Raw genomic sequence first — 15,675 nt, 5'->3', positions numbered from 1 at the left:
GATTCGAGCCTTTCGCGAGAGATCGCCGCGCCATTCGTTCCCTGTCCACGATTTCCCGGGGCGTTGGCGGCAATTCGGAAATTTGTTGCAATTGGGGATTTGGGCAGGACGGCGCTAATTGGGGATTTAGTAAAGTGTCAATCCCCGCAGTTCGTTGACATTTTTCAGAGATTGGTTGAACCTTTATTCAGATGAAGTCTCAATTCGAGAATCGTCTATCAAGAAAGGTGGGCTCTGGCTCCGCTACGAAAGGATTTTGGGATGAAACGCGCCAGTCTGTTTACGTTGGCTTTTTTACTCTTGGGCGCCGGGCAGGCCTCGGCGGTCTCTCTCGTCGGCGTTACTTTCAATAGTTCCGGGGGAGCATCCCAATGGACCAACGAGACCGCCCTGGGGACGACCAACAACCTTCCCTCCGAATCGGGCGCTGGTTCGGGCATTTCGTTGACCACCAGCGTGAACGGGGCGTACGCCCCTTTCGGCATTTCGGTTAACCCCGCCACGATACCGAGCGGCAATCCGAACCTGGGTGGGATCAACGGCAACATCTACGGCGAAAACAGTTTCACGGCGGCCCTGAGCGGACTGAAGGCAAACGCGACTTACGACGTTTGGGTGTTCGCAACGCGCCAAAATTACCCGACCAATCAACTCGTGACCATAACCGGCGCCGGGACCACCAGCTTCTACCAGATTGACGCATCAACCAAAGAATTGATCGTCAACTCCGTGATCGGCAGCAGTTCCAAATCTCTGGGTTATTACGCCCTGCCGATTGTCGCTGACGGCTCGGGCCACCTGACGATCACCGTCGACAACTATGCTGGCTCTTACGGAGCGGCCGTCAGCGGCTTGGCCATTGCATCGGTCCCCGAATCCTCGACCTGGGCGATGATGTTGATCGGCTTTGCGGGCCTCGGCTTTGCTGGATATCGGTCGCGCAAGTCCGTTTCGTCCGCGGCTTGACCGTAAGGACGCGAGCCGCATCGGCACAGGCCATGGCGTCTAAATTGGGGGATTTGGCGTAGGCGCCGCTTGATCTGGATGCTTATCGGTCTCTGGATCGCGGATTGTTGGGACAGAGCCATTCTCTTCCATACCCGAAGCGCAGGAACTCGGGGCAGGAAACGAATTGTGCGGGCGCGGCGTTTCGAGGATTTACGCAGCGGTCGGAACGCAATTCGTTTCCTCTCCCCTATTTGGTTAAGGTGACGCTTCACTAAATCCCCGGCGGCGCTAATTTGCCGATAACGATCCCGGAAGGCGCCCGCGATCTGGCGTGAGGCGCGCGGAAATGTTCGGGTCCAGCGGGGGCAAGATATGCCGGCTTCTTGGAAACTGTTGGCGCCCGTGGCGGTCGCGCTCGTCCTGGCGCTGATTCCGGCTCCGGAAGGATTGGACCCCTACGCCTGGCGCTATTTCGCGATCTTTTCCGGCGTGGTCGTCGCCCTCATCTTCGAGCCCATTCCCGGTGCGCTGATCGGGATGATCGGGGTCACCCTGATCGCGCTTCTGTCCCCATGGGCGCTTTACAGTCCGGAAGAACTCGCCGAACCGGGCTTCAATCCTTCCTCGGCCTCCTTGTCCTGGGCGCTATCCGGGTTCAGCAATGGAACCGTCTGGCTCATCTTCGCGGCCTTCATGTTTGCGCTGGGATACGATCGATCCGGACTCGGCCGGCGTCTGGCCTTGTTGCTGGTAAAGGCGATGGGCCGGAGAACCTTGACGCTCGGATATGCCGTCGCTCTGGCCGACCTGGCGCTGGCGCCCTTCACGCCTTCGAGCACCGCGCGTTCAGGCGGCACGATTTTTCCTATCATCCGCAATCTGCCGCCGCTTTACGACAGCCTGCCGAATGACCCGTCGTCGCGCCGGATCGGCGGCTACGTCATGTGGACGGCGCTTGCGGCGACCTGCGTGACGTCTTCGATGTTCCTGACCGCCCTTGCGCCCAATCTTTTGGCGCTCGAACTGGCCGAGCGGACCGTCAAAACAAGCATCTCGTGGATTGAATGGTTCGTCGCCTTCGCGCCGGTCGGGATCGTGCTGCTTGCAGCCGTGCCTTTTCTGACCTGGAAGCTTTATCCGCCGGAGGTCAAGGAGGCCCCGCAAGTTGTGGAATGGGCAGGAAACGAACTGACCAAACTCGGCGGTCTGACGCGCAAGGAATATTTACTGGGCTTCCTCGTGATGGCGGCGCTTGGATTCTGGATTTTCGGCGAACCCCAATTCAACAGCACGACGGTCGCCCTGGCCGTGCTCTGCGCCATTGTGCTCACCGGGATCGTGACCTGGGACGACGTGCTCTCGAACAAGCAGGCCTGGAGCACGCTGGTCTGGTTCGCCACGCTGGTCGCGCTCGCCGGGGGACTGACGAAGGTTGGATTTGTGGAATGGTTCGCGGAGAGCGCCGGGCATCATGTCGATAAAGTCCCCGCCAATGTCGCGCTGGTCGGTCTGGTCGTCATTTTTTACCTGAGCCATTACGTATTCGCGTCGGTCACCGCGCATGCGACGGCGATGCTGCCCGTCATGCTCACGCTCGGCTCCGCCCATCCCGACATGAACATGAAGGCGCTGACCCTGTCCCTCGTCCTGACGCTCGGCATCATGGGCGTTCTCACGCCTTACGCGACCGGACCGAGCCCGGTCTATTACGGGAGCGGCTATATCCCGCCCAACGACTATTGGCGCCTTGGCCCGATTTTTGGCTTCGTGTTCCTGTTGGCGTTTCTGGCGATCGGAATTCCCTGGATTCTGCTGATAACGTGATCGTCGAATCGCGCGCTTACATTCTTCCGCAAAGGTCCGGAGCGAACTCGCGGGTTGGGGTGAAACTTTGCCAAATCCCCGATCGCAGCAATTTGCAGCCTCAAGTGGAAGGCGAGCGGCAGGAACTCGGGGACTGGATCGAATTGCGCGATCATGGCCATGCATTCCGCCAGCGCGCCTCCCGAGAAAAGGGCGAAATTCATTTCCGATACCCGCCATTCCGATGCCGGACCGCGCCTGCGTTGAGTAGTTTCCGAGCCTGCCTTGGCTGTCGAAACGCCTGATAATGTTCCTGTTACGGGGGCGCCGCCGAACCCGACGAGGGGCGCGGAAAACAACAGGAGGCTCGGATGGTTGACAAGGATCGGATCGTCGGACTGGCGAAGGAAATCAAGGGCGCCGTCAAGCAGGCGGCGGGCAAGGCGCTCGGCGATATCAAGCTGGAGTCGGAGGGCCTCGCCGAAAAGACCGAAGGCAAGGTTCAAAACGCCGTCGGCGGCTTGAAAGACAAGATCAAAGAAAGTTGAAGGCTGGAATCAAGCCGGGAATCGGCCTGGTACCCTAGCGTTGAATAACGCCGACCCGCGCGCGAAGGGCTCTGGCGCAGCTTCGGCTGCCGCGCCAGCGCCCGATTGCGGCCAATCGAAAAAAGGATTTCTGCAATGTCGATCGGTACGATTCTTCTGGTTATCCTGATAATCGCTTTGTTGGGCGGTTTCAGCGGAATTGGCGGCGGCCGCTTCTACGGTACCGGCTACTATGGCGGCGGCGGTCTTGGACTCGTCGTCATCGTGCTGTTGGTCTTGTTGGTGCTTGGCAGGATTTGATCGGGCCAAGGCCCAGCTTCGCCTGCGAATTGGCTCTCGCAAGGCGGCTGGCGCCGTTAAATGACTGCCGGAATTCGGGGACCGAATTCCGGTATCCGGCCTTTGCGCCCGGCTTATCCACTCCCCGTTTTGCGGTGCGGCGCACAAGCGTGTAAGAAGGGAAAAAACCCTCCCTTACGCAGGATCGCTCCCATGTCTGCCTTCCGCCGCGGCGCCAATCGCCGAAATTTTCTGATGTTTGGCGGCGCTCTGGCCCTGGCCGGGGCCTCTTTTCAGGCGCTGGCGCAGGGCGCGCCGAAGGCCGCGCCCGCCGCAAAGACGCCGCTCGACCTGCTGCTGGCCGAGCCCGCCCTGCCCGATGTCTGGCTCGGCGACCCCAAAGCGCCGGTCACCATCATCGAATATGCCTCGATGACGTGCAGCCATTGCGCCGATTTCAACGTCCGCACCTTTCCGGCTCTGAAAGCCAAATATATCGACACCGGCAAGGTGCGCTTCGCCCTGCGCGAATTCCCGCTTGATCCGCTCGCCGCCGCCGGCGCCATGCTGGCGCGCTGTTCGGGCGACAAGCGCGAGGCCATGGTCGAGCTTCTGTTCCAGCAGCAGAAAAACTGGGCCTTCGTCAATAATCCGCTGGAGGGCCTGCGCGACACGATCAAGCAGACCGGAATGGGTCCGGCCGCCTTCGAAGCCTGCCTCAACGATCAGGCGCTGTTCGAAAAGGTCAATGCGGTCCGCGATGTGGCGGCGCAGAAATTCGGCATCAACTCCACGCCGACCTTCTTCATCAACGGCGACAAGAAGCCGGGCGAGATTCCGCCGGAAGCGCTCGATGAGGTTCTCGCGCCCTATTTCAAATAAATCCGCTCCCGCAGGCGATTGCCTGCGTATGAATTTCGAGGGCGAACGCCAAGGGCTCGCTGGCCACGATTCGGCGTGGCCACCGAACATCGATAAAGAGGACCGCCGATGCGCTATCTGCCGCTCAGTTCCGACGATCGCGCCGACATGCTGGCGCGCATCGGCGTCGAGACCATTGACGATCTCTACGCCGACGCGCCGCAAGACGTTCTGCTCAAGACCCCGCTCGACCTGCCGCGCCGCCGAAGCGAAATCGAGGTCGAGCGCCGCCTGTCGGCCCTTTCCGCCAAAAATGTCGCGGCGGGCGCCAAACCGTTTTTCGTCGGCGCCGGCGCCTACAAGCATCATGTGCCGGCCAGCGTCGATCACCTGATTCAGCGTTCGGAATTCCTGACCAGCTACACGCCTTATCAGCCGGAAATTTCGCAGGGCACCCTGCAGGTGTTGTTCGAATTCCAGACCCAGGTCGCCAATCTGACCGGCATGGAAGTCGCCAACGCCTCGATGTACGACGGCTCGACCGCGACCGCCGAGGCCATATTGATGGCCCATCGCGTGACCCGGCGCCGCAAGGCGCTGCTTTCCGGGGGGCTGCACCCGCATTACGCGGAAACCGCGCGGACCCTGTCGGACATGGCCGAGGACGAGATTGTCCTGCTGCCGCCCGACCCTTCGGGCGCGGAAGACCTGATCGGGGCGCTCGACGACAGCCTGTCCTGCCTCGTGGTGCAGAACCCGGATTTCTTCGGCCATCTGCGCGACCTGCGCCCGCTCGCCGAGGCGTGCCATAAAAAGGGCATCCTGCTCGTCGCCGTGGTCACGGAAGTCGTGTCGCTCGGGCTGATTGAATCGCCCGGCGCGATGGGCGCGGATATTGTCGTCGGCGAGGGCCAGTCGATCGGCAACGGCCTTAATTTCGGCGGCCCCTATGTCGGCCTGTTCGCCACCCGCGAAAAATTCCTGCGCCAGACGCCGGGCCGGCTCTGCGGCCAGACCCTCGATGCGGAAGGAAGGCGCGGCTTCGTTCTGACCTTATCGACGCGCGAACAGCATATCCGCCGCGAGAAGGCGACCTCCAACATCTGCACCAATTCCGGCCTCTGCGCCCTGGCCTTTTCGATCCACCTATCCATGCTCGGCGCGACCGGGCTCAAACAACTGGCGCTGATCAATCACGCCCATGCCGTGGCTTTGGCCGAGGCTCTGGAAAAACGCGGCGACGTCGAAGTGCTCAACCGCAGCTTCTTCAACGAATTCACCCTGCGGGTGAAAGGCGACGCGGCGGCGCTGGTCGAGGCCATGGCGGCGCAAGGCGTATTGGGCGGCGTGCCGGTATCGCGGCTGCTGCCCGGCGCCGGTCTCGACGACCTGCTGCTGGTCGCTTCCAGCGAAATCAACACCGACGCGGACCGCGCCGCCTTTCTGGCCGCGCTCGACCGGGGAATGCAGCAATGAACCAGCTCGGCCGCCCCACCCAGGCGCATTTCGTCACCCGCGAGGCGCCGGAGACCTTTACCGCCAATCGCGCGCTGCAAATCAACGAGGCGCTGATTTTCGAGACCGGGCGCGAGGATTTTACCGGCGTCGATCTCGACGCGCCGGCCCCTTTCACGCCGCGCCTTGGCGGGCTGGAGCGCCAGAGCGAACTGGGGCTGCCGGGCCTCAGCGAGCCGGAGACGATGCGCCATTATGTGCGCCTGTCGCAAAAAAATTACGCCATCGACGCCGGGCTTTATCCGCTCGGCTCCTGCACGATGAAACATAATCCGCGCCTCAACGAGAAAATGGCGCGGCTGCCGGGCTTTGGCGACATTCATCCGTTGCAGCCGGTCTCGACCGTGCAGGGCGCGCTGGAGCTGATCGAGGAACTGTCCGGCTGGCTGCTGGCGCTGACCAACATGAAGGCCGTGGCCATGTCGCCCAAGGCGGGCGCGCATGGCGAAATGTGCGGCATGATGGCGATCAAGGCGGCCATTGCCGCCAAGGGCGAGGCGGCGACGCGAAAAATCGTGCTGGCGCCGGAATCGGCCCATGGCACCAATCCGGCGACCGCCGCCGCGCTCGGCTTTTCGGTGCGCGCCGTTCCCGCCGGGCCGGACGGTCTGGTGCATCCCGACGCGGTCAAGGCGGCGCTTGGCCCCGATGTCGCCGCGATCATGCTGACCAATCCCAACACCTGCGGACTGTTCGAGCGCGACATTGTCGAAATCGCCCGGCTGGTCCATGAGGCCGGCGCTTATTTCTACTGCGACGGCGCCAATTTCAACGCCATTGTCGGCAAGGTGCGGCCCGGCGATCTCGGCATCGACGCCATGCATATCAATCTGCACAAGACGTTTTCGACGCCCCATGGCGGCGGCGGTCCCGGCGCCGGGCCGGTGGTGCTGTCCGAGCGCCTCGCGGCCTTCGCGCCGGTTCCGTTTCTGCGCCGCGACGGCGACAAACTGGGGCTGGTCGAACATGTCGCGGGAACGCAGGCATTTGGGCGCATGACCGCTTTTCATGGCCAGATGGGGATGTTCGTGCGGGCGCTGGCCTATATTCTCTCCCATGGCGCCGACGGGCTGGCCAAGGCCTCGGAAGACGCGGTTCTCGCCGCCAATTACCTGCGCGTCGGCCTGTCCGACCTGATGTCGGCGCCTTTCGGCGACCGTCCGTGCATGCATGAAGCTCTGTTCGACGATACGTGGCTCAAGGACAGCGGCCTGACCACGCTCGATTTCGCCAAGGCGATGATCGACGAGGGATTTCATCCGATGACCATTTATTTCCCGCTGGTCGTGCATGGCGCGATGCTGATCGAGCCGACCGAATCGGAATCCCGCGTCTCGCTGGAATTATTTTTGGCCACAATGCGCGATCTCGCAATGCGGGCGCTGCGCGGCGAGACGGAGCGTTTTCTCGGCGCGCCGTTCTATGCGCCGCGCCGCCGGCTCGACGAGACGGCGGCAGCGAGGAAGCCGGTGCTGCGGTGGAGGAAGCCGGAGCCGGTGGAGGAGTGAGGCGGGGCCTCCCTTCTCCCCTTGCGGGAGAAGGTGGCCCGAAGGGCCGGATGAGGGGTCGCCAGCCGCGAGAGCGCGACGACGAGGGAGGCAACATGCCGCAACATCAAATCCCTCCTCGAACGCGCGAGCTGGCAAAATCCATGCGGCGCCAGCCGACCGAAGCCGAGGCCGCGCTTTGGCGCATCTTGCGCAATCGCCGCCTGTCCATGCTCAAGTTTCGGCGGCAGGCGCCAATCCCTCCCTATGTTGCCGATTTTGTATGTTTCGAGCATCGCCTGATCGTCGAAGCCGATGGCTCCCAGCACGCGGAAAATATCCGCGACGAAAAGCGCGACGCCTTTCTCGGCGCTCACGGTTTTACCGTCCTGCGTTTCTGGAACAACGATATTCTGACCACCCCTCGCATGATCGAGGAGACGATACTGGCTCGCTGCGGAATGCCGTGGAGAGACTTTTGCGGCAGGGTGGCCTCTCCGTCCTCCCCTTGCGGGAGAAGTTGGCTCACCCATAGGGCGTCGAGACGGATAAGGGGTTTAAATTCATCAGCAAATGCAGGATTGACGTGGCGGCGAGAACCCCTCATCCGGCGCTTCGCGCCACCTTCTCCCGCAAGGGGAGAAGGGAAGCGGCGGCGAGATTCGTCTAATTGCCAAGTTGCCGCCAGAGCCAATCGACAATCGGGGCAGATTGGTCTTTCAGTTCGTGAAGGACCTTTCCCCAACCTGCAAGGCCATTGGCAACCTTGTCACCCTTCTCCGCGACTTCCAGCAATTTGTTGAAAGCCGCCGCCGCCGTAAAATCGCGCGATTTTTTCAGGTCCAACGTCCCAATTGGATCGGCGGGCGGTAAAATGACGCCGGGCGCGTGAGCGGCTCTATCTTCGTCGGCTGTCGTCAAGGCTCTTGCCTTGTCCACAGTCCCACAGGCGGCTCGCCGAGTGGATTCAAGCGCCCGATGCGCCTTCGGGTTTCGTCGCTGTTGAAGGCGGCGATCGGCCAGATAGGCGGTCAATCCGACAAAAAACCTCCGTCGCCGATTACGCGGTGACGGCGGCGCGGCGGCGATAGCCGGCGAGGCCGAGGCCCGCCATTCCGACCATCATCAGCGCCTAGGTGGACGCTTCCGGAACGGCAGACTGGTTGGCTAGAATATATGCAAAATTGAGATCTTTCGCGCCCGCGCCGCCATTCTGAGTGGACAAGAAGTAATAGTCGCCGGGAGCAAGCGGGACCGAAACGATCTCGGCAACCCAGTTCTTCTGGGCGGATTTTTCATAAAACGCCGAATAGAGCAGGGTCCCGGAGCCGGGCGCGCCGCTGAAAATTTCGAGTTGGCCGCTGGAATAGTCGAGGATGTTTCCACGCGGGATTTTGATAAAGCTCGAAAGACTGAAATCATAGATTGGATAGGCTGGCGAGCCCTCGGTGAAGGTGAAGGTGTTCGGCGCAAATACGGCGCCAGCAGGATTAGGATTGGTGGTATAGGGAGGGTTCAAGGCGGCGTTCGGCGTCGGCAGGACGCCGAGTTGGAAGACAGCGGCCAACGCCGACGACGCGGCGAACGTGGACGCGAGCAAAACGCCGACGATGAGGGGTTTCTTCAAGCTCATGTTGAACTCCCGCAGCTTTACCGGCGACCATGGTTAAATGGACAATAGAAGAATGTGTGAGAAACCGGGCGCCCGCTTTTCGCAGAGACCTCGCAAAAACAAAGCGTTCCAGATTCTATTGGGTTTGAATTAATCGCCGCTGGCATTCATATTACCGCACAAGCTCCAGGTATCATCAAGAGGGCTATGCGCCGCCGCCTGGGGAATAGCCTGCGGAATCTTGTTGCGCGTCGGCGCGATCTGGATTCGGCCGGAGTCTCTGGCAATGGCTTGGGTTGGCTGGCATGGACGGTTTTCGGGATTTTTTCCGCGGTCGAGCCTTCCCGCATGGGCAAGGCCGCGGCGGCGCGAAAGCCGGCGCTGCGGTGGAGGCCGCCGGAGCCGGCAGAGGCGTGAGGCGCCCTTCCCTTCTCCCCTTGCGGGAGAAGGTGGCTCGCGGAGCGAGACGGATGAGGGGTTCGTCGGCGCGGAAACGAACCTCACCGGCGAGGTTGCGTCTGCGTCGGGAAACCCCTTATCCCGCGCTTCGCTCCACCTTCTTCCGCAAGGGGAGAAGGCAAGAGGCCCGCTCTTTTCCCCAACTTTCGCGCCGGTTTCGCTTGATTCGGCGGCGCTCTTGCCCCCTTGATTCAATCTTGGACCGGGGGCGCTGAACCAGACGCAATGAAATTCGACAGACTGCGATTGACCGGCTTCAAGAGTTTCGTGGAGCCGACGGATTTCGCCATCCAGCCCGGATTGACCGGCGTGGTGGGGCCGAACGGCTGCGGCAAATCCAATCTCGTCGAGGCCCTGCGCTGGGTGATGGGCGAGAGTTCCTACAAGCAGATGCGCGGCGCCGGCATGGACGACGTCATCTTCTCCGGTTCGGGCTCGCGTCCGGCGCGCAATCACGCCGAAGTCGGGCTGGTGCTCGATAATTCGCGCCGCGCCGCGCCCGCCGCTTTCAACGATTCCGACATTCTCGAAATCACCCGCCGCATCGAGCGCGAGGAAGGCTCGACCTATCGCGTCAATGGCAAGGAAGTGCGCGCCCGCGACGTGCAATTGCTGTTCGCCGACGCCTCCTCCGGCGCCCGCTCGCCGGCAATGGTGAGGCAGGGCCAGATCGGCGAGATCATCGCCGCCAAACCGCAGCAGCGCCGCCGCATTCTGGAAGAAGCCGCCGGCATTGGCGGGCTGCATTCGCGCCGCCACGAGGCCGAATTGCGCTTGAAGGCCGCCGAGGACAATCTTGTGCGCCTCGAAGACGTGTTGCAGCAGATCGGCGCCCAGGCGGAAGGCTTGCGCCGGCAAGCGCGACAGGCCGCCCGCTATCGCACGCTGGCCGCCGAAATCCGCCGCCATGAGGCATTGATCGCGCTGATCGCCTTTCGCGCGGCGACACTTGAAGCCGAGGAGGCGCAAGGCCAGTTCGAGGCCAATCTGCTCGATGTCGCCGAGCGCACCCGTTTGCAGGCCGAGGCCGCGCGGACGCAGGCGCTGGCCGCCCATGCCCTGCCCGGCTTGCGCGAGGCCGAATCGCAGGCCGGCGCCGCCCTGCAAAGGCTGGTCCTCGCCCGCGAGGCGCTCGACGGCGAGGAAAAGCGCGCCGGCGAGCGCAAAACCGAGCTTGAGCGCCGCATAAGCCAGCTTTCCGCCGATATTTTGCGCGAACGCGCCCATTATGAGGATTCCGCCTCGGCGCTGGAGCGGCTGGAGTCGGAAGACGAAGATCTGGCTTTCAGCGGCGAGGGCGAGGCCGATCTCGCCGAGGAAGCCCGGCTCAAATGCGAGCAGGCCGAGGAAAAACTCAAAAATTCCGAGCGGGCGCTCGAACAGGCGCAGGACGCCTGCGCCAATGCCGAGGCGCAGCGCGGCGCCCTCGCCGAGACGGCGCGGCGCCAGCAACAGGCGTTTGCGCGTTTTCAGTCCGAACGGGCAGGACTCGACGCGGAGATCGAACAGCTTCGCGCCGACGCCGAACAGGATGCGGATTTGAGCGAAAGCCTCGCCGAGGCCGAGCGCTTGCTCGACGCGGCGGCGAGCGCCGAAGAACAGGCGCTCGAAGCCGAAACCGCGCTGGCGCTGGCCCGCGACGAGGAGGCTTTTTTGCGCGGCCCGCTGGCCGAGGCCGAGCGCAAGGCGCAAAAGCTGGAGACCGAGGCGGCGACCCTGCGCAAATTGCTGCAATCGGGCGGCGACGGCAAATGGCCGGCGGTTCTGGAACAAATCGTCGTCGCCAAGGGCTATGAGGCGGCGCTGGGCGTGGCGCTCGGCGAGGACCTCGACGCCTCCGACGACGACAACGCTCCCGTCCATTGGACCATCACCCAGAGCGCCGGCGATCCCGCCCTGCCTCGCGGCGCGAAGGCCCTGACCAAATGGGTTGAGGCCCCGCCCGCGCTTTTTCGCCGTCTGGCCCAGATCGGCGTGGTCTCCCGCGAAAAAGGCGCGGCGCTGCGCCAGCATCTGAAGACCGGCCAGCGTCTGGTCTCGGTCGAAGGCGATCTGTGGCGCTGGGACGGCTTCACCCAGGGCGCCGAGGCGCCAACCGCCAGCGCCCGCCGTCTTGCCGAAAAGAACCGGCTCGGCGATCTCGAAATCGAGGCGCGGCAGGCGCGCGCCGCCGTCGAAATGGTCGAGGCCAGGGTGGAGGCGGCGCGGGCGGCGGCGGCGGCAGCGGCCGAGGCCGACCAGCGCGCCCGCCAGCAGGCGCGGCTGACGCAAAAGGCCATGACCGAAGCGCGCGAGGCCGCCGGCGCCGCCGAACGCCGGCAGGCGCAGGCGCTGTCGCGTCTCGCCAGTTTGCAGGACGCGCGCAACAGAACCGGCGAATTGGCCGACGAGGCGCGGGAGCGGCTGATCGAAGCGCAAGCGGCGCTAGACGAACTCGCCGAACCGGCGACCCTGCTGGGTGAGCGCGACGCCTTTCGCGCCAGAAACGCGCTCGACCGCGCCGAGGCGGCGGAAACCCGCGCCGCCTTGCAGGCTTTCGCGCGGGAGGCGGAAACGCGGCTGCGGCGGCGCGAAGCCATCGCCAAGGAGAAGAAGTCATGGCTCGACCGGCGGGCGCGATCGCAGATTCAGACCGAGGAAATCGAGGAGCGCCTGAGCGAGGCGCAGGAGGAGCTTTTTCTGCTCGCCGAGGCCCCCGACGAATTTGTGCTGCAACGCCGCTCGCTCGGGCAAAAGATCGAACTGGCCGAAGGCGCGAAAAAAGCCGCCGCCGACGTCCGCGCCATCGCCGAGACCGAATTGGCCGAGGCGGACCGCGCCGCGCGCTCGGCGGTCGAGGCGATGGGCGCCGCGCGAGAGATTCGCGCGCGGCTGGAGGCGCGGGCGGAAGGCGCGCGGGCGCGGCTCGAAACCTTGCTGCGCGACATCGCCCAGCAATTGCAGTGCCCGCCGCAGGGGCTGTTCGCGCTGGCCGGCCTCGCCACGGGCGCCGAATTGCCGGCGATGGCGGCGGTTTCGGCGCGGCTCGCCCAATTGAAGCAGGACCGGGAAAAGCTCGGCGGCGTCAATCTGCGCGCTGAGGACGAATTGGCGACGATCGAGGACGAACAGTCCAAACTCGCCGCCGAGCAGGCCGATCTCGGCGAGGCGATCCGCAAATTGCGCGCCGCCATCGGCAGCCTCAACAAGGAGGGCCGCGAACGCCTGCTCGCCGCCTTCGGCAAGGTGGACGCGCATTTCCGCGAATTGTTCGTGCTGCTGTTTGGCGGCGGCGCGGCGGAGTTGCAACTGGTCGAATCCGACGATCCGCTGGAGGCGGGGCTGGAGATTCTGGCCAAACCGCCAGGCAAGAAGCCAACGACGATGACGCTGTTGTCGGGCGGCGAACAGGCCCTGACCGCCTTGTCGCTGATCTTCGCGGTGTTTCTGACCAATCCCGCCCCGATCTGCGTGCTCGACGAGGTGGATGCGCCGCTCGACGACGCCAATGTCGAGCGCTTCTGCGACCTGCTCGACGACATGCGGCGCAAGACCGACACGCGTTTCATCGCGATCACCCATAATCCGATCACCATGGCGCGGATGGACCGGCTGTTCGGCGTGACCCAGGCGGAACGCGGCGTCTCGCAACTGGTCTCGGTGGAGCTGGAGCAGGCGGAGAAATTACTGGAGGCAAGCTGAGGAACAGGCTTCGGCGACCGGGAATTCATATCTCCCGGCGCTATGTTTCCCCCTTCAGTCTTTTCTCGATCCGCCGGTCCGGGACCAGCCAGATCGTCGCCACCCCCACATAGAACAGAGCGCCGATCCAGGGGGCGACGAAAGCGCCCGCTATGCCGAAAACGTAAAACAACAGCGAAATCTTGCCCTTGAAATCGCCGCCGATGGCGCGATGCAGCAGGCTTTCGCCCTCCTGCGCCCGCAACAGCGCCGCCACCAGCACGCTATAGGCCAGCCCCGACGCCAGCAGCACGCAGCCATAAAGCGCCACCGGAATGCGGGCGAATTCGGTGTCGCTGGCCCAGGCGCTGGCGAAAGGCAACAGCGACAGCCAGAACAACAGATGGGTATTGGCCCACAGCACCGCGCCATTGACCTTTTCCACCGCATAAAAAAGATGATGGTGGTTGTTCCAGTAGATGGCGACGTAAAGAAAGCTCAGCACATAGGCGAGAAAGGTCGGCCCGACCGGCGCAAGATCGGAAAGGCGCGCGCCATGCGGCGGCCTCAACTCCAGAACCATGATGGTGATGATGATCGCCAGCACGCCATCCGAAAACGCCTTGATCCGTTCGCTCGACACATGCGCCCCCTTTTTCAGGTCCCAAGCTCAGGCTAATTCATTCCGCCGCCGGACGAAAAGCATGGATTGAAAGCCCCATCCGGAACGCGAGGCGAGAAAAGCCTGTCCGACCTTGGGAGACCCCCGCCAAAAACAGCAATAAAGATTTATTTTTCAATTACTTAGTCCCGTCACAGAAACGCCGCTCTTGTCTTGACAGGGCGAAGCCCCACCAATATGGTGCGCGCGGTTCACGAAGGGCGGAATGTTGTTACATCCCGTTGCAAGTCCGATTCCTCATCGGGCTTCGTCTGGCAAACCTCCTGCGCTTGCGGCGGCTGCGAAATCTGCGTGCGGCCCGGCTTCCGATCCATGCCGGCGGTCGATCGATTTCGGCGGCTTGGCCCTTGGGAAGAAAAGATGCAGGAAAGCCCGGACGATGCCGATGAACTGAAGGCGCGGCTCGCACGATTGACGAGCGACCTTCAAACGCAGCGCGAAGCCGGCCAGCGGCAGGCGGATCGCAAGGCGGAGGCGGACCTGACCGACAAAGGCATGGGACAGGCGATGAGCCTGGGCTTTCGTGTGTTGTCGGAATTCGTGGCGGCCATTGTCGTCGCAACGCTGATCGGTTGGCGTCTCGACCTCTGGTTCGGAACCGACCCGCTGTTTTTGATCCTGCTGATGGGATTGGGCGTTGCGGCGGGTTTCTGGAGCGTCTATCGGCTGGCGGTGAAACCGCCGCAGCGGCGCGGTGACAAACAGCCGCCGCGATAATCTGGTTTGGGCCGGGGCCTCCCCCGTCCTGCAAAAAGTGAAGGGCAGAACATGTCGGAAGCTGGTCCCGCGATTGATCCGATCCACCAATTCCACATTCATCCGATCGCGCCCCTGAATATTTTCGGCGTCGACGCGTCCTTCACCAATGCTTCGCTGTTCATGCTGATCGTGTTCCTGGCGATCGCCTTCCTGATGGTCCTTGGCACGTCGGGCAGCCATATCGTCCCCAACCGCCTGCAGGCGGCGGCGGAAATGGCCTATGAATTCGTCGCCAGCACCGTGCGCCAGACCGCCGGCGAAGCCGGGATGAAGTTCTTCCCCTTCGTCTTCTCGGTGTTCATGTTCGTGTTCTTCTCGAACTTCATCGGCCTGATCCCTTACACATTCACCGTGACCAGCCAGATCATCGTCACTTTCGCCTTCGCCTGTTTCATCATCGGTCTGGTGATCGCCTATGGCTTCTACAAGAACGGCATGCATTTCCTGAATCTGTTCGTTCCCTCGGGCGTTTCGCCGGTGCTCTTGCCCTTCATCGTGCTGATCGAAATCATTTCCTTCGCCTCGCGCCCGATTTCGCTGTCGGTTCGTCTGTTCGCCAACATGCTGGCCGGCCATATCACCCTAAAGGTGTTCGGCGGCTTCGTCGCCATGCTGCTCGGCGCTGGCGTCTATGCCCTGCTCGCGCCGCTGCCGCTGATCGGCATCGTCCTTCTGACCGCATTCGAACTGCTGGTCGCTTTCCTTCAGGCGTATGTCTTCGCCATCCTCACTTGCGTCTATCTCAACGACGCAATTCACCCGGGCCACTGATAAATCACCCAACAACAAATGGTCGCCCTTCAATATCTGATGGAGTTTCATGATGGATCCTGTTGCAGCTAAATATATCGGCGCCGGTCTCGCCGCCATCGGCATGGGCGCCGCCGCCATCGGCGTCGGCACCATTTTCGGCAACTTTCTTTCCGGCGCGCTGCGCAATCCGTCCGCCTCCGACGGCCAGTTCGGTCGCGCCTTCATCGGCGCGGCGCTGGCCGAAGGTCTCGGCATTTTCGCCTTCCTCGTGGCGATTCTGCTGCTCTTCGTGAAGTAATTTTTTCGCGC

14 protein-coding genes and 1 pseudogene are annotated in these 15,675 nt (G+C 62.9%); 12 read left to right on the top strand and 3 right to left on the bottom strand.

Annotated features, from left to right (window positions below; genetic code table 11):
* Positions 1 to 261 precede the first annotated feature (261 nt).
* The 8 genes and pseudogenes from QZY01_RS14035 to QZY01_RS14000 form a co-directional block, all read left to right on the top strand.
* Positions 262 to 966 (top strand): PEP-CTERM sorting domain-containing protein, encoded by a 705-nt coding sequence (locus QZY01_RS14035; RefSeq protein ID WP_294538033.1) that lies wholly within the window; start codon positions 262 to 264, stop codon positions 964 to 966.
* Between the two features lie 354 nt (positions 967 to 1,320).
* On the top strand, positions 1,321 to 2,772 hold the full coding sequence (locus tag QZY01_RS14030) for an anion permease (protein ID WP_294538031.1): 1,452 nt from the start codon (positions 1,321 to 1,323) through the stop codon (positions 2,770 to 2,772).
* A 350-nt stretch (positions 2,773 to 3,122) separates the two neighbouring features.
* Positions 3,123 to 3,299 (top strand): CsbD family protein, encoded by a 177-nt coding sequence (locus QZY01_RS14025; protein ID WP_294538029.1) that lies wholly within the window; start codon positions 3,123 to 3,125, stop codon positions 3,297 to 3,299.
* Positions 3,300 to 3,434: 135 nt separating this feature from the next.
* Positions 3,435 to 3,599: a DUF3309 family protein gene (locus QZY01_RS14020; protein ID WP_294538027.1), complete on the top strand. Its 165-nt coding sequence runs from the start codon at positions 3,435 to 3,437 to the stop codon at positions 3,597 to 3,599.
* Between the two features lie 192 nt (positions 3,600 to 3,791).
* A complete protein-coding gene (locus QZY01_RS14015; protein WP_294538025.1) occupies positions 3,792 to 4,460 on the top strand; it encodes a DsbA family protein in 669 nt (222 codons plus the stop codon).
* A 108-nt stretch (positions 4,461 to 4,568) separates the two neighbouring features.
* On the top strand, positions 4,569 to 5,915 hold the full coding sequence (gcvPA, locus tag QZY01_RS14010) for an aminomethyl-transferring glycine dehydrogenase subunit GcvPA (protein WP_294538023.1): 1,347 nt from the start codon (positions 4,569 to 4,571) through the stop codon (positions 5,913 to 5,915).
* Positions 5,912 to 7,462, top strand: a complete 1,551-nt coding sequence (gene gcvPB, locus QZY01_RS14005) for an aminomethyl-transferring glycine dehydrogenase subunit GcvPB (RefSeq protein WP_294538021.1) — start codon at positions 5,912 to 5,914, stop codon at positions 7,460 to 7,462. The genes gcvPA and gcvPB overlap by 4 nt, the downstream gene beginning before the upstream one ends.
* Before the next feature lie 50 nt (positions 7,463 to 7,512).
* A pseudogene (locus QZY01_RS14000) lies at positions 7,513 to 7,887 on the top strand (DUF559 domain-containing protein); the annotation flags it as partial.
* Positions 7,888 to 8,107: 220 nt separating this feature from the next.
* On the opposite strand, the gene QZY01_RS13995 reads toward QZY01_RS14000, so the two are convergent.
* Positions 8,108 to 8,362, bottom strand: a complete 255-nt coding sequence (locus QZY01_RS13995; RefSeq protein ID WP_294538173.1) for a hypothetical protein — start codon at positions 8,360 to 8,362, stop codon at positions 8,108 to 8,110.
* Positions 8,363 to 8,573: 211 nt separating this feature from the next.
* The gene (locus tag QZY01_RS13990) at positions 8,574 to 9,074 is read right to left on the bottom strand and encodes a hypothetical protein (RefSeq protein ID WP_294538020.1); all 501 of its coding nucleotides are present in this window, start codon (positions 9,072 to 9,074) and stop codon (positions 8,574 to 8,576) included.
* Between the two features lie 663 nt (positions 9,075 to 9,737).
* Here QZY01_RS13990 and smc point away from each other — a divergent pair.
* Positions 9,738 to 13,193, top strand: coding sequence for a chromosome segregation protein SMC (gene smc / locus QZY01_RS13985; protein WP_294538018.1), 3,456 nt, complete (start codon positions 9,738 to 9,740; stop codon positions 13,191 to 13,193).
* Between the two features lie 40 nt (positions 13,194 to 13,233).
* Here the strand turns inward: smc and QZY01_RS13980 are convergent, their stop codons facing one another.
* Complete coding sequence (locus tag QZY01_RS13980) at positions 13,234 to 13,815, bottom strand: TMEM175 family protein (protein WP_294538015.1); 582 nt, start codon at positions 13,813 to 13,815, stop codon at positions 13,234 to 13,236.
* A gap of 399 nt (positions 13,816 to 14,214) precedes the next feature.
* On the opposite strand from QZY01_RS13980, the gene QZY01_RS13975 reads away from it, so the two are divergent.
* From QZY01_RS13975 to QZY01_RS13965, 3 genes are read left to right on the top strand one after another with little or no spacing between them, the layout of a single operon-like run.
* A complete protein-coding gene (locus QZY01_RS13975; protein WP_294538012.1) occupies positions 14,215 to 14,571 on the top strand; it encodes an AtpZ/AtpI family protein in 357 nt (118 codons plus the stop codon).
* Between the two features lie 51 nt (positions 14,572 to 14,622).
* Positions 14,623 to 15,384, top strand: coding sequence for a F0F1 ATP synthase subunit A (locus tag QZY01_RS13970; RefSeq protein WP_294538010.1), 762 nt, complete (start codon positions 14,623 to 14,625; stop codon positions 15,382 to 15,384).
* Positions 15,385 to 15,436: 52 nt separating this feature from the next.
* Positions 15,437 to 15,664 (top strand): F0F1 ATP synthase subunit C, encoded by a 228-nt coding sequence (locus QZY01_RS13965; RefSeq protein WP_294538163.1) that lies wholly within the window; start codon positions 15,437 to 15,439, stop codon positions 15,662 to 15,664.
* Positions 15,665 to 15,675 lie beyond the last annotated feature (11 nt).

The organism is uncultured Rhodoblastus sp. (genome assembly GCF_903903185.1).
Classification (GTDB): Bacteria; Pseudomonadota; Alphaproteobacteria; order Rhizobiales; family Beijerinckiaceae; genus Rhodoblastus.
This window is presented reverse-complemented; position numbering and strand designations above follow the sequence as displayed.